At 47.1% G+C, this 18,584-nt stretch carries 23 protein-coding genes; 9 read left to right on the top strand and 14 right to left on the bottom strand.

What is annotated here, in order from left to right; translation table 11 throughout:
* Positions 1-28: 28 nt before the first annotated feature.
* From argS to H9630_RS00360, 6 genes are all read right to left on the bottom strand, one after another.
* On the bottom strand, positions 29-1,690 hold the full coding sequence (gene argS / locus H9630_RS00385; protein ID WP_191714460.1) for an arginine--tRNA ligase: 1,662 nt from the start codon (positions 1,688-1,690) through the stop codon (positions 29-31).
* Positions 1,690-2,097 carry a DUF1934 domain-containing protein gene (locus tag H9630_RS00380; protein ID WP_191713517.1) on the bottom strand — a complete coding sequence of 136 codons (408 nt, stop codon included), beginning with the start codon at positions 2,095-2,097 and terminating at the stop codon, positions 1,690-1,692. Before H9630_RS00380 ends, argS begins: the two co-directional genes overlap by 1 nt.
* 169 nt (positions 2,098-2,266) lie before the next feature.
* Positions 2,267-2,764, bottom strand: coding sequence for an antibiotic biosynthesis monooxygenase family protein (locus H9630_RS00375; RefSeq protein ID WP_191713516.1), 498 nt, complete (start codon positions 2,762-2,764; stop codon positions 2,267-2,269).
* 334 nt (positions 2,765-3,098) lie between these two features.
* The gene (gene speB, locus H9630_RS00370; RefSeq protein WP_191713515.1) at positions 3,099-3,971 is read right to left on the bottom strand and encodes an agmatinase; all 873 of its coding nucleotides are present in this window, start codon (positions 3,969-3,971) and stop codon (positions 3,099-3,101) included.
* A gap of 3 nt (positions 3,972-3,974) precedes the next feature.
* On the bottom strand, positions 3,975-4,808 hold the full coding sequence (speE, locus tag H9630_RS00365; RefSeq protein ID WP_191713514.1) for a spermidine synthase: 834 nt from the start codon (positions 4,806-4,808) through the stop codon (positions 3,975-3,977).
* 428 nt (positions 4,809-5,236) lie between these two features.
* A complete protein-coding gene (locus H9630_RS00360; RefSeq protein ID WP_191713513.1) occupies positions 5,237-5,755 on the bottom strand; it encodes a YwhD family protein in 519 nt (172 codons plus the stop codon).
* A gap of 61 nt (positions 5,756-5,816) precedes the next feature.
* Here H9630_RS00360 and H9630_RS00355 point away from each other — a divergent pair, with 61 nt between their 5' ends.
* The gene (locus tag H9630_RS00355) at positions 5,817-6,002 is read left to right on the top strand and encodes a 2-hydroxymuconate tautomerase (protein WP_038704761.1); all 186 of its coding nucleotides are present in this window, start codon (positions 5,817-5,819) and stop codon (positions 6,000-6,002) included.
* A gap of 226 nt (positions 6,003-6,228) precedes the next feature.
* Here H9630_RS00355 and H9630_RS00350 read toward each other — a convergent pair whose 3' ends face one another.
* Genes H9630_RS00350 through H9630_RS00340 form a run of 3 tightly spaced genes read right to left on the bottom strand, consistent with a single transcriptional unit; the run spans position 6,229 to position 8,904 of the window.
* Positions 6,229-6,723 carry a YwgA family protein gene (locus H9630_RS00350; protein WP_191713512.1) on the bottom strand — a complete coding sequence of 165 codons (495 nt, stop codon included), beginning with the start codon at positions 6,721-6,723 and terminating at the stop codon, positions 6,229-6,231.
* Entirely contained in the window at positions 6,724-8,028 is a 1,305-nt protein-coding gene (locus H9630_RS00345; protein WP_191713511.1) for an HD domain-containing protein, read from the bottom strand. It lies immediately after the preceding gene.
* Between the two features lie 54 nt (positions 8,029-8,082).
* The gene (locus tag H9630_RS00340; protein ID WP_191713510.1) at positions 8,083-8,904 is read right to left on the bottom strand and encodes a lipoate--protein ligase family protein; all 822 of its coding nucleotides are present in this window, start codon (positions 8,902-8,904) and stop codon (positions 8,083-8,085) included.
* A 173-nt stretch (positions 8,905-9,077) separates the two neighbouring features.
* Here H9630_RS00340 and hemQ point away from each other — a divergent pair, with 173 nt between their 5' ends.
* Complete coding sequence (gene hemQ, locus H9630_RS00335; protein ID WP_191713509.1) at positions 9,078-9,827, top strand: hydrogen peroxide-dependent heme synthase; 750 nt, start codon at positions 9,078-9,080, stop codon at positions 9,825-9,827.
* Between the two features lie 346 nt (positions 9,828-10,173).
* On the opposite strand, the gene H9630_RS00330 is transcribed toward hemQ, so the two are convergent.
* The 4 genes from H9630_RS00330 to H9630_RS00315 are packed head-to-tail and all read right to left on the bottom strand — an operon-like array spanning position 10,174 to position 12,291.
* Positions 10,174-10,551, bottom strand: coding sequence for a DUF423 domain-containing protein (locus tag H9630_RS00330; RefSeq protein ID WP_191713508.1), 378 nt, complete (start codon positions 10,549-10,551; stop codon positions 10,174-10,176).
* Positions 10,552-10,571: 20 nt separating this feature from the next.
* On the bottom strand, positions 10,572-10,832 hold the full coding sequence (locus tag H9630_RS00325) for a YwdI family protein (protein WP_191713507.1): 261 nt from the start codon (positions 10,830-10,832) through the stop codon (positions 10,572-10,574).
* Between the two features lie 59 nt (positions 10,833-10,891).
* Positions 10,892-11,566, bottom strand: coding sequence for a uracil-DNA glycosylase (locus H9630_RS00320; RefSeq protein WP_191713506.1), 675 nt, complete (start codon positions 11,564-11,566; stop codon positions 10,892-10,894).
* Between the two features lie 5 nt (positions 11,567-11,571).
* Positions 11,572-12,291, bottom strand: coding sequence for a DUF4230 domain-containing protein (locus H9630_RS00315; protein ID WP_191714459.1), 720 nt, complete (start codon positions 12,289-12,291; stop codon positions 11,572-11,574).
* Positions 12,292-12,361: 70 nt separating this feature from the next.
* Here H9630_RS00315 and H9630_RS00310 point away from each other — a divergent pair, with 70 nt between their 5' ends.
* From H9630_RS00310 to H9630_RS00280, 7 genes are all read left to right on the top strand, one after another.
* Positions 12,362-12,616: a hypothetical protein gene (locus H9630_RS00310; protein ID WP_191713505.1), complete on the top strand. Its 255-nt coding sequence runs from the start codon at positions 12,362-12,364 to the stop codon at positions 12,614-12,616.
* Between the two features lie 60 nt (positions 12,617-12,676).
* Positions 12,677-13,510: a bifunctional hydroxymethylpyrimidine kinase/phosphomethylpyrimidine kinase gene (gene thiD / locus H9630_RS00305; protein WP_191713504.1), complete on the top strand. Its 834-nt coding sequence runs from the start codon at positions 12,677-12,679 to the stop codon at positions 13,508-13,510.
* 243 nt (positions 13,511-13,753) lie between these two features.
* Complete coding sequence (locus H9630_RS00300) at positions 13,754-14,080, top strand: PadR family transcriptional regulator (RefSeq protein ID WP_191713503.1); 327 nt, start codon at positions 13,754-13,756, stop codon at positions 14,078-14,080.
* Positions 14,077-14,838 carry an HAAS domain-containing protein gene (locus tag H9630_RS00295; protein WP_191713502.1) on the top strand — a complete coding sequence of 254 codons (762 nt, stop codon included), beginning with the start codon at positions 14,077-14,079 and terminating at the stop codon, positions 14,836-14,838. Before H9630_RS00300 ends, H9630_RS00295 begins: the two co-directional genes overlap by 4 nt.
* Before the next feature lie 85 nt (positions 14,839-14,923).
* Entirely contained in the window at positions 14,924-15,274 is a 351-nt protein-coding gene (locus H9630_RS00290; RefSeq protein ID WP_191713501.1) for a YojF family protein, read from the top strand.
* Between the two features lie 14 nt (positions 15,275-15,288).
* Positions 15,289-15,978 carry a bacillithiol biosynthesis deacetylase BshB2 gene (gene bshB2, locus H9630_RS00285; RefSeq protein WP_191713500.1) on the top strand — a complete coding sequence of 230 codons (690 nt, stop codon included), beginning with the start codon at positions 15,289-15,291 and terminating at the stop codon, positions 15,976-15,978.
* Between the two features lie 158 nt (positions 15,979-16,136).
* Complete coding sequence (locus H9630_RS00280) at positions 16,137-17,489, top strand: YjiH family protein (protein WP_191713499.1); 1,353 nt, start codon at positions 16,137-16,139, stop codon at positions 17,487-17,489.
* An 82-nt stretch (positions 17,490-17,571) separates the two neighbouring features.
* On the opposite strand, the gene H9630_RS00275 is transcribed toward H9630_RS00280, so the two are convergent.
* Positions 17,572-18,516 (bottom strand): L-threonine 3-dehydrogenase, encoded by a 945-nt coding sequence (locus tag H9630_RS00275; protein WP_191713498.1) that lies wholly within the window; start codon positions 18,514-18,516, stop codon positions 17,572-17,574.
* Positions 18,517-18,584 lie beyond the last annotated feature (68 nt).

Below are 18,584 nucleotides of genomic sequence, written 5' to 3'. Positions count from 1 at the left end.
ATTATACACGTAAACGTTTGTCTGTCTCTTACATTTTTTCCGGAGCTGCGACGCCGACTGTCTTCAACGCGTTGGCCAAGGTTGTTTTCACAGCCATGATCAATGCCAGACGGGCACCGGTCAATTCCGGGTTAGAGGCATCCAAGACTTTGTTGGCATTGTAGAAACTGTGGAAATTAGATGCCAATTCATGAATGTATGTCGTGATTCGGTGAGGTGCACGCTGCTTGGCTGCATCCGCAATGACTTGCGGGAAATCACCGATTTTCTTCAGAACATCGATTTCTTTTTCAGAAGTCAATAAGTTCAACTGGTCTTCTGAAACCGTCAATCCCTGTTCTTCTGCCTGACGCAAAATCGAAGAGATGCGGGCATGCGCATATTGCGAATAAAAGACCGGGTTTTCATTGGATTGTGACACAGCCAAATCCAGATCGAAATCCATATGCGTATCGCCGGAACGCATGGCGAAGAAATAACGCACAGCATCCAAGCCGACCAATTCGACAAGCTCGCGCATTGTTACTGCTTTACCCGTACGTTTGCTCATCTTCATTTTTTCGCCGTCTTTGTACAATTGCACCATTTGGATGATGCTGACTTCAAGCGTGTCGCGGTCATAGCCAAGTGCTTCAATCGCCGCTTTCATGCGCGGGATATAGCCGTGGTGATCAGCTCCCCAAACATTGATGAGCTTTTCGAAGCCACGCTGCAATTTATCTTCATGGTAAGCGATATCGGGCATCAAATACGTATATGTACCGTCATTTTTAATCAAAACACGGTCCTTGTCGTCACCGAACGTTGTCGAACGGAACCACGTTGCTCCGTCTTCTTCAAAAACATGGCCATTGGCACGCAATTTAGCTAAAGCTTCATCAATCTTGCCGTTTTTGTAAAGAGACGATTCAGAATACCATACATCGAATTTCACACGGAAATCCGCCAGATCCTGCTGCAATTTCGCCAATTCCACTTTCAATCCGTGCTGGCGGAATTCTTCAAAACGCTCTTCATGAGTCATGCTGACAAATTTGTCGCCATGTTCCTGTACCAACGCGTCCGCAATATCTTTAATATCCTGTCCGCGGTAGCCATCTTCCGGCATGCTGTCGCCTTGGCCAAGTGCTTCAAAATAACGGGCTTCTATCGACAATGCCAAATTATTGATTTGATTGCCGGCATCGTTGATGTAGTATTCGCGTGATACGTCATATCCTGCAAGGTCCAATACATTGCACAGCGAGTCGCCGACTGAAGATCCGCGGGCATGGCCCAAATGCAGGTCGCCTGTCGGGTTGGCTGATACAAATTCCACTTGGATGCGTTCGCCTGCACCTGCAGTTGAACGGCCGTAATCCGCTTTCTGGTCGAGCACGGTTTTGACGACGTCCTGTAAGTAATCCTTTTTGATGGTGATGTTGATAAATCCGGGACCGGCGATTTCCACTGTCTGGATGTTCGCTGTGTCTTTATCGAGGTTTGCTACAATCGCTTCTGCAATCGCGCGGGGCGGCTTTTTCGCCAAACGCGTCAATTGCATCGCAATATTTGTGGCGTAATCGCCGTTCGCTTTGTCTTTTGGTGATTCTAAACGAACTTCAACCGGTTCGGCTGTCAATTCCGCTTTTTCAATTGCTTCCGTAAATGCCGTTTTAATTGCCTGTTGGACTTTTTCTACTGCGTTCATCATTTAGCCTCCATAAACTGTATTTCCATTTCGTATTCACCGACAGGATCCGAGCCCAGTGCAAGGTCGTATCGGACTTTAAACCGCGTATCGCTGACCGACAATTCATGCGCCTTTGTCGTCAGCATAAATGACCCCTGTTCATTCGTCAGATTTCCCGTCTGTTCTTTATGTAATAAAAACGGGAGCCGCATCTGCAGGCCGCCGCTTCTCATAATCACCGCTTCGTCTTTTTGAAGTTTGACCGTTGTCCGGATTTCGAGTTCGTCCTGCTGTTCGGCATATTGCAGGTAACGCAGCTCGTTTTTCTCCGTCAAGGTTCCATGAGATTCCAATACCATCACTTGCTCTTCCATATCCGGCTGACGGATCGTCGTCGTCAGTTTGATCGTCACTGTCTTTTGCATGGCTCTCCGCCTCCCCGTCCTTTGATAACCTTTATATTATAGCTTGACTCGACTGTCTTTTTCAATGAAGGATTGGCGGTAACTGCAGATTAAGCAAAAGACCACATGTTTCAGCCTCAGCTGAATGCACGTGGTCTTTCATCAATTGTTCATTTTAATGTGTCGTTGCTCATCTTGTATAGGTTGTGACAAAAGAAGGGCGCGGGAAAATATTCGGGCGTTTGTCGATGCCTTCCGCTGTGCCGCGCTTGGCATGGGCATGGCCATATGCCTGCGATTCCTGCCAGTTTTTAAACGATTGTTCGTCTTTCCACAAGGTCAGAATGGCGTACGTATCGGAATTCACCGGCCGCAGTACGCGAATTGCCGCGAATCCTGGTTCTTTCTCTACCATCCCTGCCCGGTTCTGGAAGCGCGACTCGAACAGCTCACGGCCTTCCTCCGACACCGGAACGTTATTGAATACGGCGTAATAGCCATCATTGATGTCTCCCACAGCATTCAGTACCTGGTAAGCTTCCGCGCCCTGCAAACCAGGACCGCCTTCTGCTTCATAGAGCAATACCGCTTCGTCGTCATTGACCAGATAAATCAGCCGCGCATTTGCCAAATTTGCCATCAGCATCACCGCCTGATCGCGATGGCCTGTCCATTTATACAATTCCATTGTCAGCACCTCTTCCAGATAAGTAGTCTCCATCTATCTTACCGGTTTTAAATTAAAGATTCTATTTTGGAGAGCTTATGTTGCTTTGAAGATCCCAAATGGTTTGTGAATCGATACGTAAAATACAATAGAAAAAGCCGACTTGGAAAATTCCAAGCTGGCTCTTGCTGCAATTATATTGATTGATATAAATTTGTGCCTTTGCTTTTCTTATTGTTTAGCTCCAACAGCCAGCCCCTCGAGTCGCTTCGGCCTTTCCAGTAACGGCACAGAACGCCATTACCGGTAAGGCTTCCAGCGCTTGTCGCGGCTAGACGGCTGCCTCCGCTTTTCTCTACTTAACCCAACCCAAAATCATTTCACGCATCAGCTTGCTGGCTGTGTTTGCGGTTTGGTCGGAATGGTCGTAGACAGGAGCAAGCTCCACAAGATCAAAACCAACGACGTTGACGCCTGATGCTGCGATTGCATGGATTGAAGCCAGCAGTTCACGTGATGTGATCCCGCCTGCGTCAACTGTACCGGTACCCGGTGCATGTGCAGGATCCAAGACGTCCATATCGATCGTCACGTAGACATTGCGTCCTTCAAGAGTCGGCAATACTTCTTTCAACGGCTCAAGCACTTCAAATTTCGAGATGTGCATGCCTTGTTCTTTGGCCCACTCGAATTCTTCTTTCATGCCGGAACGGATGCCGAATGAATAGACATTCTTCGGTCCGATATGGTCCGCAATTTTACGGATCGGCGTTGAATGGGAATATTCTTCGCCTTCGTAGTTTTCTCGAAGATCGGTGTGCGCATCAAAATGGATGATCGCCAAGTCGTCATATTTACTAGCGACTGCTTTCATAACCGGCAATGACACCAAATGCTCGCCACCCATGCCCATTGGGATTTTATGATCAGCCAACAGGGTGTGGACGTAAGTCTCGATTTCGATCAAGCTTTTTTCCGGATTGCCGAACGGCAAAGGAATGTCACCTGCATCAAAAAATTTCACGTCCCCGAGCTCGCGGTCAAGGTATGGGCTGTATTCTTCCAAACCAATGGACACTTCACGGATTTTATTCGGGCCAAAACGGGATCCCGGACGGTAGCTGACTGTCCAGTCCATCGGCATGCCGTAGAGTACGGCTTTTGATTCTTCGTAATTCGGATGGCTTTTGATGAATACTTTTCCTGAATAAGTCTCGTCAAATCTCATCATTTACTCTCCTGTCAAATCTTTCACGAATTTCGGCAACACGAAAGCGGCGTTGTGCAGCTCAGGCGTATAGTATTTCGTGTCGATTTCATGGAAACGTTCAGCCGGAACTTCCAATGGGTTGTATTTCTTCGAACCGATGGTGAATGCCCACAGACCGCTTGGGTAAGTCGGGATATTCGCCAAGTACAAGTTGGTGATTGGGAAGATTTCTTTAACATCGCTCTGTACCTGCTTGATCAAATCTGCTTTGAACCATGGGTTATCAGATTGAGCCACAAAAATACCGTCTTCTTTCAACGCTTTTGAAATACCTGCGTAGAAGCCTTTTGAGAACAAGTTGACTGCCGGTCCGACCGGTTCAGTTGAATCCACCATGATGACATCAAATTCGTTTTCCGATTCTGCGATGTGCATGAAGCCGTCGCCGACGATCACTTCCACGCGTGAATCTTCCAGGCCAGAAGCAATGCTTGGCAGGAATTTTTTCGAGTACTCGATCACTTTGCCGTCAATGTCGACAAGCGTCGCTTTTTTGACAGACGGGTGTTTCAGGATTTCACGGATGACGCCGCCATCGCCGCCACCGACAACCAGCACGTTTTCCGGATTCGGATGCGTGAACAATGGAACATGTGCAACCATTTCGTGATAGACGAATTCGTCTTTTTCAGAAGTCATGACCATGCCGTCCAAAAACAGCATATTGCCCCATTCCGCGGTTTCCGCCATTTCAAGGTATTGGAATTCCGTTTGCTCCGTATGAAGCGTCTTGTTGATTTTCATTGTGATCCCGAAATTCTCTGTCTGTTTTTCTGTATACCAAAATCCTGCCATCTATAATCAAACTCCTTTTCAATCTAAATAAAATCCACCTAAAAAAGTATAAGTGTTTTCGGTAAAAGTGCAATATTTTTTTCCTATTCCTCTTTACCCGGGCTAAACTTCGTTACACATAAAATAAAAAGGTTTTCTGCACAGGGAATTTTTCCCTTCACAGAAAACCTTTTTAAAAGCCTGATGGTGCGAAGAAAGAGACATGAGGCATTGGCTTGGGTTTGTTCGCAATGGCTCACGGCACTTGCTCGCTATCAGGTGTCCTAGCTTTCTATTGAAAAGCTGTAGTTCTAGTGTACTGCCTTTTATAGACAACTTCAACCATCCGTTGGAAGCAAATTGAAATGTCACATTCTGTTCAAAAAGCTGGTTGTTCTCTGTAAATCTCACTTTGACAAAACCTTTATTTATTGGCCAAGCGGATTTCCTTACTTCCGGCCAAGATCATGATGAAGCTGTTCCGAGCTGCGCTGCCACATTTCCGGGTTATGGGTTTCCAGGTAGTTGGCCAGCACTTTTTTCGATGGTTCATCCATTTGATCGACGAGAATTTTGCGTTTCATCGATTTATCCATCCGGTTGACGTGGTCGGCCAAAATTTTATAGCCTCTGCGTTTCTCACGGTTAACCACCATTTCACATGCTGCGACTCCTGCGTAATAGGGACCTTCCGGATTGAAGTCGATGGTGATCCATACCAGCCAATAATCTTTGCCTCCGGCAGAGTCTTCCGGGTTAGTGGTGAATTTGATGCCGCGCTCCACTTCACTGCGGGCATGCATGGCGCCGATATCGATGAAAGCTTCCTGCTCTTCCACGTCGATGAACAGCGGAGAAACGTTCTCCAGAGACAAGGAACCGATGCCGTAGCCTTTATGGCCGTCTGTCGGATCGTTTTTTATGATGGTAAAGCCTACTTTTTGTTTTGGTTTTTCTTCGTTCGCCATTGTCTGAATCCTCCGTTCTGCTATGATGATAGTATTCTCAAGAAAAGGAGCTGTATCCATTATGCCATACGTAACTGTCAAAATGCTCGAAGGGCGCACAGAAGATCAAAAACGCGCACTTGTCGAAAAGGTATCTGAAGCCGTTTCTGAAACAACAGGGGCACCGATTGAAAACGTCACCGTTTTTATCGAAGACATGAAAAAAACCGATTACGGCACAAAAGGCAAACTTTTTTCAGATCAATGAAAAAAGTGGAAGTGCCTGTTCAGCTCTGACAGGCATAAGGCAGACCGGCGAAGTGGCGCTTTTTGCCACACAGCCAGGTTGACTTATGACCCGAAGAGCTAGGCACTGTAACTGGACACCGGGTTGACTTATGACCTGAAGAGCTAGGCACTGCAACTGGATCCCATGAAAAGTGAAAATGGCCGTTCAAAACTCCCGTAATGGGAGTTTTTTTCATTCCCACCGCTTACGAACGCAGTTCCTCTATAAATGCAAATGCCTCATCGATCTCCTCAGCCGTAAAGTTCAGCTTTCCTTTGACGACATGCAATTTATCGATTTGTTCCCCGCGGTTTAAATTATCAAAATACAGGAGCGTCGCGGTCAATTCCAGGAAGCGACCGCTTTTGGCATTCAGCTTCTCTGCCGTCAACGGGTTATCCAAAACGGATTTCCCCAATACTTTGCGGAACTCCTGGCCTTCTTCTGTGACGCTATATTTATATTGAACGTAAGAGCCTTTGTCCTCCAAGGCCTCGGACAAGAAACCCATGTCGCATAATTCATGTACACGGGCAGTCAATTCTTCAGAATACGGCCCATAAATATGGAACTCGTATTTTTCCTGGAACGGAATGTCCATCTTTTTCATTATGTAAATCATTTTCTGCAATTTCTTGCGGCCGGTTACACCTTCCGCGGTGGCAATAAAGTCCACGATTTTTGCGTGTTCCTGGAGCAACTATACCCCTCCTTCTCGAAGCATCTCCAAAATCTGCTGCTTGATGGCTTTTTTCTTGCCATCGATCAATAGCTCAGCTGGAAAATACAATTTATAATCGGTTCTGCGTTTGCCGGAAATGGCGTCTACAATTTGGGACAAACGCGATAATTCCTTGATGTCGCCGTTCGGCATTAGCAAATGGATCGGCAGGCGCTCTTCTTCCTCTCCCGGACGATAAAAATCGTAAGGCAAATCGGATGTCGAATCGTCGATCAAATAATATTCCGGGTCGATGCCTGCAGAATGAAACAGCTGAGCAAGTTCGCCAAGCTTTTTGTAATCTTTGCCCGGATCAAAATCCACGTACTGGAACAGGCGGCGGTTGACGAAACGGTCGCACAGATCCGCTAAGATCGGGTCGCGCTCCGTCATCCACAATTGGAAATAAGTCATCAAGACGCCTTCGTCCAAAGCCAAATACTCTTTCAGCGTAAAGCTGCGGTCGAAAAACGACAGGAAATGGGTCGGCGGCTGTGCGAATTTATAGCCGAGACCATGCAATTCCTTGGCCCGCTGAAGTATCTTCCGCAAAATCACTTCTGCACTGCGGGCAACTGGATGGAAATACACTTGCCAATACATCTGGTAGCGGCTCATGATGTAATCCTCAACCGCATGCATGCCGCTCGACTTGATGACAACCTGGTCATCGAGCGGGCGCATGACACGAAGAATCCGCTCCATATCGAAATGGCCATAGGAAACCCCTGTATAATACGCATCGCGCTGAAGGTAATCCATGCGGTCCGCGTCAATTTGGCTGGAAATCAACGACACCACTTGTTTATTCGAATAGGTTTTGGCAATCACTTCAGCCACTTTTTCCGGAAAACCGGTGGATACCTTGGACAGGATTTCATTGACTTCCGTGTCTCCAAGCAGAATTTTTCGTGTAAAGGCTTCATGGTCAAGCGCAAAAACCTTTTCGAATGAGTGAGAGAACGGCCCGTGGCCCAGATCATGAAGAAGTGCTGCGCACAAAACCACCAGGCGTTCGCTTTCGTCCCATTCCGGGCGTCCATGAAAAATATCATCCGAAATCCGCCGGACGATTTCGTATACGCCCAGTGAGTGGTTGAAACGGCTGTGTTCTGCGCCGTGGAATACTAAGTACGAGGTGCCCAATTGCTTGATTCTGCGCAAACGCTGAACTTCACGCGAATTGATCAGATCCCAAATCACTTGGTCGCGCACGTGGACATATCGGTGGACCGGATCTTTAAAGACTTTTTCCTCAGCTAATTTTTGCGTTGCGTAGCTCACTTGCGCACCTCCGTTTTTTTCATGTAACAGCTATTCTACACCAGCGCCTCTTCTCTATTCAAGAGGACGTTCCAGCATTTTGCGGTTGCGTTCAACCACCCGTTCCAAATAAAATCCGTACACTTCCGTCTCATCCGGCTGCAGCGGCATAGGTGCCGGTGCGCCCATCAAAGCGTGAAGGTCGAGCACCACTTCCTGGACGGTGATGGGTCTGCCAAGCAGCTCGCTGAGCGACGCCATCGTTTCAGGTTTTATTTCCGGGTAGGTGAATTTTGTCTCTTCGCCTTGAAGTCCCGCTTCGTAAAATTCGCGGATAACTTCTGCACGTTCCGAACCGCTCCCTTCAATGCATAGATAAACCTGCACTGCGATACCGCGGCGGATCCGGCGCTGCGAGATGCCGGCGAATTTCCGGCCGCCAATGCTGAGGTCATAAGAGCCCGGGCAATACGAGCCGACAATTTCATAGGCTTCGATGTCAGCTTCCGGAAATAATTCCTTCACCAGCTCAAGCATCAGTTCATACCCTGCCGGAATGTCGATCGCGTTGTCCTTTTCCGACAGCACCAGCGAAATATTCAGGACACCGGCGTCCAATACCACCGCCAGTCCACCCGAGTTGCGTACAATCGGCGTAAAACCGTGCGCTTTCAAGACCTCCATGCCTTCCTCGATATGGGGCAGGCGGTGGTCCTGGATGCCCAACACCACTGTGTCATCATGCACCCATGTGCGGACGGCCTGTTCACTTTTTCCGCTCCCCACCAATTCACAAAGTGTGTCGTCTGCTGCAAATGATTCCAGCGCTGAGCGGTTTTTGGCGCTCAAGGACTGGTCCCAAAAACGCCAGGATGTTTCTTCAAAAAATAACGGCATGCTGCTTCTCCTCTTTCTGCAATTCCTTGACTTCAGTTTACCCTTTTACAGACTCGCTGAAAACCCGTGCGCGTCATGTCAAATTGGTGACAGCCGGTAGTTTTGCAGGAAGTTGATGAGGTGTTGTGATAGACTGAATGGTGAGAGATTTACATTAAAGGAGTGTTTGATTAATGAATGAAGCAGCGATTACATTAGACGGCTGGTACGTCCTGCACGATTTCCGTTCGATGGACTGGGTAACGTGGAAAATGCTGACGGAAGAAGAACGCCAATTCGCGATCGATGAATTCCAGGCATTTATGGACAAAATCAACCAAGCCGATGAAAATAAAACCGGCGCACATGCGTTGTATTCAATTGTTGGCCAAAAAGCTGACTTGATGCTGATGATGCTGCGTGAAACAATGGACGAATTGAATGAACTTGAAACAGAATACAACAAGCTGACGTTGATTGCCTACACGGTTCCTACGTACTCTTACGTTTCTGTCGTTGAGCTTTCCAACTATCTGGCTGGCAAATCAGACGAAGATCCATACCAGAACCCGCATGTCCGCGCGCGTTTGTACCCTGAACTTCAGCGTTCACAGTACATCTGCTTTTACCCGATGGACAAACGCCGCGACGGCGACGATAACTGGTACATGCTTCCGATGGATACCCGCAAAGAATTGATGCTGTCACACGGCAAAATCGGCCGCAGCTATGCCGGCAAAGTAAAACAGATCATTTCTGGATCTGTCGGTTTTGACGACTACGAATGGGGCGTTACTTTGTTCGCAGACGACGTTCTTCAATTCAAGAAATTGATCTACGAAATGCGTTTTGACGAAGTCAGCGCGCGTTACGCAGAATTCGGTTCATTCTATGTCGGTACAAGACTAGATGCCGAAAGAACCGTTAAGTTTCTGGAAGTTTAATCAATATATACTGAAAGCCGCCTCTTTGGGCGGCTTTTTTTGTTTGATTTGTATGGGACCGCACCTCGAGGAGTGATTTCCGCACCTCAAACGGGTGTAACCGCACCTCGCCGACCCATTTCCGCACCTCAAACGGCTGCGACCGCACCACGCCATGGAATAAGCAACGGTTTCACACGCCGTTTTCCCAGTTAAATGGATATACTTTCCGTTTCAAGTAAAATACTTTCTATTTCGGCATGAATACTTTCCAAATCAGAGGAATTACTTTCCATATCGTCCTATTTACTTTCCGCATCCATAAAAGAGGGCCATCCGCGTAAAACGGATGGCCCTCCTTCTATCATTACAATGCTTTCACTGCGGCAACGATGATCATCACCCAAGCGGCGATAAATGCAACGCCGCCGATTGGCGTGATGGCACCGAGAATGCTGATGCCTGTTAAACTCAGGACATATAAGCTCCCTGAAAAAATGACGATTCCAGCAAGCATCAAATAACCTGCCCAGTTCAATGAACTAAGCGGCCCAAGCAGAGATGAGCTCATCAAGATGGCGATGACCATCAACCCGACTGCATGGAACATCTGATACTGCACGGCCGTTTGCCATGTATCCAAATACTTGTCCGCAACGCGCCCTTCCAGCAAATGTGCACCGAACGCACCAAATGCTACAGACAGAAGAGCGTTAACCGCTCCGGCAATCAAGAAAAACTTCATAAGTAACTTCCTCTTTCCATTTAAAATTCAAACAGCGAATCGCCGTTCGCGTCTTCTTCTTTCAGCTTGTTGACGGCAGATACCGTCTGCGGCTGAGGGGAATCGAGCGGCACGGCACGCGGTGTTTGATGATTGATCATCGGTTGATCGTCCTCCAGCAGCAAATCGCATAAAGCCCGGATTGCTGCAACTGAGTCACGCACCTTCGCCGGATCGCCGTTTCGCGCTCGCGTCGTGTGCCTGTCGATTTCATTTAAAATACGCATGTTGTCGATGGCCATGTTCCAGCCCCCTCTCCGATTTAGATTAATTCCAGTTTACCATGCAATTCTGCCGCAGGTCAGTCCAAACAGAAATCGATGGGCGCCTGCCCGCGGCTTTGTAACAGACTGTTCACTTTTGAATAAGGACGGCTGCCGAAAAATCCGCGGCTGGCACTGAGCGGACTCGGGTGCGGCGCTTCGAGTACATCATGCTTGTCCAGGTCGATGAGCCGTTTCTTCGTTTGGGCAGGCTTGCCCCATAAGACGAAAATGACCGGTTCTTCACGTTCAGATAATTTGCGGATTACTTCGTCCGTAAATGTTTCCCATCCTTTATTGCGATGGGAATTCGCTTCTCCGCCCCTCACTGTCAACACCGTGTTCATCATCAGCACGCCTTGGTCGGCCCATTTCGTCAAAGTGCCGTCTTTCGGTTTGTCGCAGCCGATGTCTTCCTTCAGCTCTTTCAGCATATTGCGCAGACTTGGCGGATGAGGCACTCCCGGCTGGACCGAGAAACTCAACCCATGCGCCTGGTTGGGTCCATGATAGGGATCCTGTCCCAAGATGACGACTTTGACATCTCCATAAGCTGTATGTTTAAAAGCCGACCAAATGTTTTCCTTGGCCGGGTAGACGGTTTGATTGGCGTATTCTTCTTTTAAAAACTCGCGCAGCTCCAAATAATACGGTTTGTCGAATTCCTGACCCACGACCTCTTGCCAGTCGTTTTGAAAAATTTGTTTGCCCATATCCATCACTCCTCGAATTCTACTGTAACGTCATAGTCCACCAGGCCGAACATTTCCTGGACCGAACGCGCTGCATTGTCTTCTGCCGTCTGCAGCACGCCCTGTCCTTCCGTTTCTGCCAACATCAGCTTTTTAGCTTCTTCGGCCAGCTCATAGGCCTCGGAAATATCAGCACCGCTGCGGAATAGCCCTTCATATGAATAAACCTCCACCTGATCCATGAACAATTCCGGTCCTCCTAAAAATTCGGCCGGCGGCAACGTCAATGTCGCTGTTTTCGCTTCTTCGTCAAGTACAATATCGCCCTCTGATACTTTTGAAAAATCAATGCCGGCACGAACCGATCCCGGAATGACCACCAGCAATTGGCGTTTCGTACCGGGCAGGTCCAGACCGATTTCCTGGCCGAATACCGCATTGTCCTGGCGCTCAATAATGACTTTCGAAAAAGCTTCGGCAGTCGAGAGTTCATTCAATTCCTGGATCTGTTCCAAAAACGCACCTTTGCTCTCAGTTGCAGTACTGCCTTTGATCATCCAAAACGTACCCAGCGGCAAAGCCACCAACAACAGCAATAAAATGGCAATCAATACAAGAAAAGAGTTCCGCCAGACACTCATCATCAATTTGGTTGTTTTCCAGAAGCCGGACTCTTTTGTTTCTCCTTGCCCTTTCACTTCTTCCAATAAACGTTCGATTTCCGTCAATTTTGGATCTTTCGCCAACATAACCCCTACTTTCTTGTATTCTATTCACTCTATCTTCATGTTACGATTATCTAAAGGAGCGATCAGCATGGCCGATTGGCGCGAAAAAATCACCAGTGTTTCAAAAACCAAGGGAACAACTGCTCCAGAAGGCGCGAAACGCGCCGGATTAGGCTGCCTTGGACTTATTATCGTAGCTGTTTCCATTCTAACATTACTCATTACCATTGGTCTTTTCAAAAGCGGCTTTGTCTTAATGGGAATTTTCACCACTGTATTCCTGCTTATCTGTGTCGCTACGGCAATTCTCCTGCTCGTGCCGAATAAGCGCAATCCGTTGTAAATGTATGAATTTTTGTTAAAATGAGAGCAAAGACATAATCCACTTAAAGGAGATTTACGCATGACACTCAAAAAAACACTAACTATCGCCGGATCAGATACTTCCGGCGGAGCAGGCATACAAGCAGACCTTAAGACTTTCCAGGAACATGGAACGTACGGCATGAATGCATTGACTGTCATCGTAACCATGGATCCTGAAAATGGCTGGAGCCACGGCATTCACCCTATTGCATTGGATACTGTGGACGCCCAGTTGAAAACCGCCTTTTCTACCGGCGTTGATGCATTAAAAACCGGCATGTTGCCGACTGTTGATATTATCGAAATGGCGGGCAAGGCAATTGCTGATTCCGGCATCAAAGATGTCGTCATTGATCCAGTTATGGCCTGCAAAGGGGAAGACGAAGTTTTGTTCCCTGAAAATGTAGACGCCATGATCAAGTATTTATTGCCAAACGCGAAAGTCGTTACACCAAACTTGGTGGAAGCGGGGCAATTATCAGGCAAAGGCACGTTGCAGACAGTAGAAGACATGCAAGCGGCAGCTGAAAAAATCCATGCCCACGGCGCTGAATTTGTTGTCATCAAAGGCGGCAAACAACTCAAGCATGACAAAGCAGCGGATTTGCTGTTCGATGGCCAAAAACATTATTTGCTGACTTCTGAAAAAACGGATACATCTTATAACCACGGCGCCGGCTGCACATTCGCAGCAGCAATCACAGCTAACTTAGCTAACGGCCAATCGGTTAAAGATGCGGTCTTGAATGGTAAAATCTTTGTTGCTACAGCCATCCAACACGGCTGGAAGCTGAACGAATACGTCGGACCGGTTATGCACGGCGCCGCCTCGAAGTTTACAAAGCCTAAAGTTGAAGTAACTGAATTGTAGAATACACCCCATTTAGCTGTCCCGAAAAGTCATGAAAATGACTTTCTGTGGACAGCCTTTTTTTATTGATTTTGCCACTGGCCTCCTCTCTTCTTCCCGTTCGGCATTCATACCGTACATTTTTCATTCCAGCTAACTTGTTAAACAACCTAGTTGACACACCACCTAACTGAATGCTATATTGTATTGCAACATAGCTGATGTATCTTACCCAGCAAGCTATTGATCAAAGGAGATGACGCAATGTCTTCAAGCCAGATGCTTAAAGGTATACTCGAAGGTTGCCTTCTCGGCATCATTGAAAAAGGCGAAACGTATGGTTATGAAATGATTGAGAAGCTGGAGTCGTATGGATTTCAGATGATCAGCGAAGGCAGTATCTACCCTGTACTGATGCGCATGCAAAAAGAAGGGTTTGTCCAATCCGTCCTGAAAGCATCTCCGAGTGGGCCAAAACGAAAATATTATACACTCACCGCTTTAGGACAAAAAGAATACGAAGAGTTTAAGCTGCGCTGGAATGAACTGTCCCATTCAGTCAATCGACTCGTAGAGGAGGAAATAGAATGATGCTGTCAAAAGAAAGCGAAGAGTTCATCGCAAACTTAAAAATGTACTTGATGACATCCGGGAAAAATGAAAAAGAGATCCATGAAATCTCGCAAGAATTAAGAGATCACCTGGAAGATGCAGAAAGCCGCGGGAAAACGGTGGATAGTGTCACCGGCGGTTCTCCTGAAACATATTTGAAAAACCTCAGCAGCGAAATGAAGTTTGATGTTTTTGGCATCTTAAAAGTATTGCCGATGCTGATTCTCTTACTGGCAGCTTATTTCATCACCGGTTCAGCTATACGCGGAGATTTGAGTTTTTCTTTATTGTCGATCATCGCTTATCCAGTAATCACTCTGTTCGGCGTCGTTTCTTATATTAACTTCATGCGAAAAATGAGCATCAGCACATGGTCTACTAAAAAAACAATGGTGATTCTTATGACGGTTCAATTTGTCATAAGCATTTCTTTTTTAGCCGTGTTGTTTTTAGATACTTTCATTTTAGATCCGCTGTATATTTATATTCCTTCGCGCGAAATCATGTGGGTCATCGCAGCTGCAGGAATCGCTACTTTTATTGCAGGCGCTTTATGGAGTAAATCCTGGTTCACTATCATCATCCCCATTCTTTTAGTTGGTCCCGATTTCGCCATGCATTTTGTTGATGTAACCGTTACACAGCAACTGATCATCAGTTCTTCCACTCTCTATATCGGTTTGGCTCTTGTCATGTTGTTCATCTTTCTCAAAAACAGAAAGCAAACGGGGCAATAGAGTTTCATCTGCCAAAGCATCCTAATCGCAATATCCCGCATATTTCCCTATACTGAAAGAATACCGATTCTTTAGGAGGAACATCATGGAACTAGTCGAAGTAAAAAAATTGCAAGTACAGCTGGACGCATTTGCAGGCAAAGATGTCTACCTTCATTTGGAAACGACAAACGGCTCTTATGCGACGCATTTCAACGAAGGCTTTTTCAATGCCGGCGCGTTCATCCGCAACGTGGTCATCAATTACGAGCTTGGAAAAGTGGTCGGCGACAGCCCGCACCGCGTGGGACTGAAGCTGCCGCATGGCTGGGTCTATGCACAAGGCATAACACATTACGAATTGGATGAACAGGGCCGCCTTTTGCTTGCAGGGCATGACGGCACTGGGAAATTGGCGGTGGCGCTGGAGATCAGCGAAACACCGTTCAGTTATTAAGGGAGGAACTTACCATGACAATTCCACAAGAACGCCATGTGCTGGTCGTCTTCCCTCACCCGGACGATGAAGCGTTCGGTGTTTCCGGAACGATCACCACACATATCAACCAAGGCACACCCGTTACATATGCGTGTCTGACACTCGGCGAAATGGGCCGCAACCTCGGCAACCCGCCATTTGCTACAAGAGAATCATTGCCGGTCATCCGCAAGCAGGAACTTCTAGCTTCTGCAGAGGCGATGGGATTGACTGACCTTCGGATGATGGGATTGCGCGACAAAACCATCGAATTTGAAGACGACGAGAAGATGGTTGGCCTAATGGCAGAGCTGATCGAAGAATTGAACCCGTCGAAGATCATCACCTTCTATCCGGACTATGCTGTCCACCCAGATCATGAAGCAACTGCCCGCGCGGTTGTCCGTGCAGTCCGCCGAATGAAGGACCGCCCGACCTTGCATTGTGTCGCTTTTGCGAACAATACACTGGAGATGCTTGGCCAACCGGATGTCGTTTACGATATTCAGGATGTTCGTGAGCAGAAAATGAATTCCATGAAAGCGCACATCTCGCAAACTGCTTGGATGCTTGCCGAGATGGAGCACAAGCTGCAGCAAGGCGATACAGAGACCGAAAACTGGTTGACGAAAGAACGCTTTTATAATTATCGCTGGCATGAGGATTTTGAAGAATCCTTCTAAATATTACCCCCTCAATATTTTCTTTATTGAGGGGGTATTTTTTATGGATGTTTTCAGATAATATAAACATTGGTTGTGGAGCGCTTTCATAGGGGAAAAACGTTGTATAATCAGTTATAATTATGTGTATTCATACACTCAGAAAAGGGGATTTATTTGTGAAAAAGTTTTCTATCTCAACCTGGCTGCTGTTTTTGATTCCTTCTCTACTCGGAATCATACTGTTTTTGGTACCAATTCCAACAGACGAAGGCTGGATGGTCACCATAGCAGTCCTCGCCAACCTTATGGCGGGATCCATCGAATCCATCGTACCGTGGATCATGATGGGCATTTTAATTGTAGCGGCCTTAGGTTCATTGGTTTTCATCACCAAAAAAGTCAACGAAACAGATTATGTTCCGTTTATGGACAAGCTTTTTAACGTCAATCTTTTTTGGACCATTGTCCGGATTCTTGGAGCAGTATTTGCAGTCATGGTGTTGTTCCAAGTTGGGCCAGAACCTATTTGGAATGAAAATACAGGAGGGCTCCTTCTTGCCGGCGACGGTTTACTGTCTTTCCTTTTCACCATTTTCCTTTTTGCTGGCCTGCTTCTCCCTCTATTGATGAACTTTGGCTTATTGGAATTTTTCGGCACGATGATGGTGAAAATCATGCGCCCGCTGTTCCGCCTGCCTGGCCGTTCATCCATTGATGCTTTGGCATCGTGGGTTGGAGATGGCACCATTGGGGTCCTACTGACAAGCAAGCAATACGAAGCGAATAAATACACGCAGCGTGAAGCCGCGATTATCGGAACAACATTCTCCGTCGTTTCCATCACGTTTGCGATTGTCGTCATTCAGGAAATTGGTCTTGGTACCTACTTCCTCCCTTATTACGCAACGGTCATTTTAGCAGGCGTCATTCTTGCACTTATTATGCCGCGGATTTACCCATTAACGAACAAGCCGACCACTTTCATGGACGGTTCACCACAGGAATCTCAGTCAGAAGACGTGCCGGCTGGTTATAGTGTCACTTCGCACGGCATCGAAAGTGCTTTGACGAAGGCGGAAGATAACCGCTCAGTCAGCAAATTCTTCAAAGATGGCTTTAAAAACGTATTGGATATGTGGATTGGTGTTGCACCGGTTGTTATGGCATTCGGTACTGTCGCATTGATCCTGGCTGAATACACTTCGGTGTTCACGATTCTGGGTACACCGTTCGAACCGTATTTGCGTTTGCTGGGCGTACCAGAAGCGGCTGAAGCTGCGCAATTGATGGTTGTCGGTTTTGCTGATATGTTCCTGCCGGCTATTTTAGGTGCAGGCATCGAATCTGAAATGACGCGCTTTGTTGTCGCCACCATGTCCGTTACACAATTGATCTACATGTCTGAAGTCGGCGGCTTGCTGTTAGGCTCCAAGATTCCTGTAAATATCCTGGACCTGATCATCATCTTCCTGCTTCGCACAATCATCGCATTGCCGATCGTTGTGGGCGTCGCACATCTGCTATTCTAATCAAATAAAAAAACGAAAAGAAACGCCATCCGCAGATTAGACTGCGGATGGCGTTTCTTATTGTTCATTTAATGAAATTCACTCAAGCGGGCTGGAGCTTTTTTTTTAATTTTTCCAGCATATCATATGTCATAGCATCCAAATCGTAGGAAGCTTTAAAGCCCCATTCGGTCTGGGCAGCAGAAGCATCGATGTTATCCGGCCAGCTGTCTGCAATTTCCTGTCTGATCGGATCGACCGCATAAGACATCTTGAAATCAGGAATGTGCTTGCGGATGGAAGCGGCAATTTGTTCCGGCTCAAAACTCATCGCTGTTACATTGAATGCATTTCGGTGGATTAATTTGGCTGGGTCTGCTTCCATCAAATCAACAATGGCCTGCAGCGCATCCGGCATATACATCATATCCATGTAGGTGCCTTCTGCAATGTAAGACGTATAGCTGCCTTGTTCGATCGCTTTGTAATAGATATCGACTGCGTAATCGGTCGTTCCGCCGCCCGGCTGAGCTACGTTGGAAATCAGCCCTGGGAAACGGACGCCGCGCGTGTCCACTCCGAATTTTGTATAGTAATAGTCACAAAGCAATTCACCAGCCACCTTGTTAACGCCGTACATAGTTGTCGGACGCTGCAACGTGTCTTGCGGTGTGTTTTTCTTAGGCGTTGACGGACCGAAAGCGCCAATGGAACTGGGTGTGAAAAATTGCATGCCGAGTTCACGAGAAGCTTCAAGCGCATTGACAAGTCCGCCCATATTCAAGTTCCAGGCAAGAAGAGGTTTTTCCTCAGCAGTCGCTGACAGCAAAGCCGCCATGTGGACCATTGTATCCGCTCCAAAGTCTTTTGCCAAATCGTGCATTCTCTGTGCATCGGTTACATCCAAGATTTCAAAAGGTCCTGACTGGTCGGATGATTGTCGGATATCCGTCGCCAGTACATTGTCATTGCCGTAGATGCTGCGCATTTTCCCGACAAGCTCCGACCCTATCTGTCCTAAAGCACCTGTAATCATAATTCGTTCCATTTTCAACACTCCTTTTCCGAAAAACATTTGTCCTGTGTAAAAAAACAAAAATTATCTTATAAACCTTG

The organism is Planococcus wigleyi (assembly GCF_014836985.1).
GTDB classification, from domain to species: Bacteria; Bacillota; Bacilli; order Bacillales_A; family Planococcaceae; genus Planococcus; species Planococcus notacanthi.
This window is presented reverse-complemented; position numbering and strand designations above follow the sequence as displayed.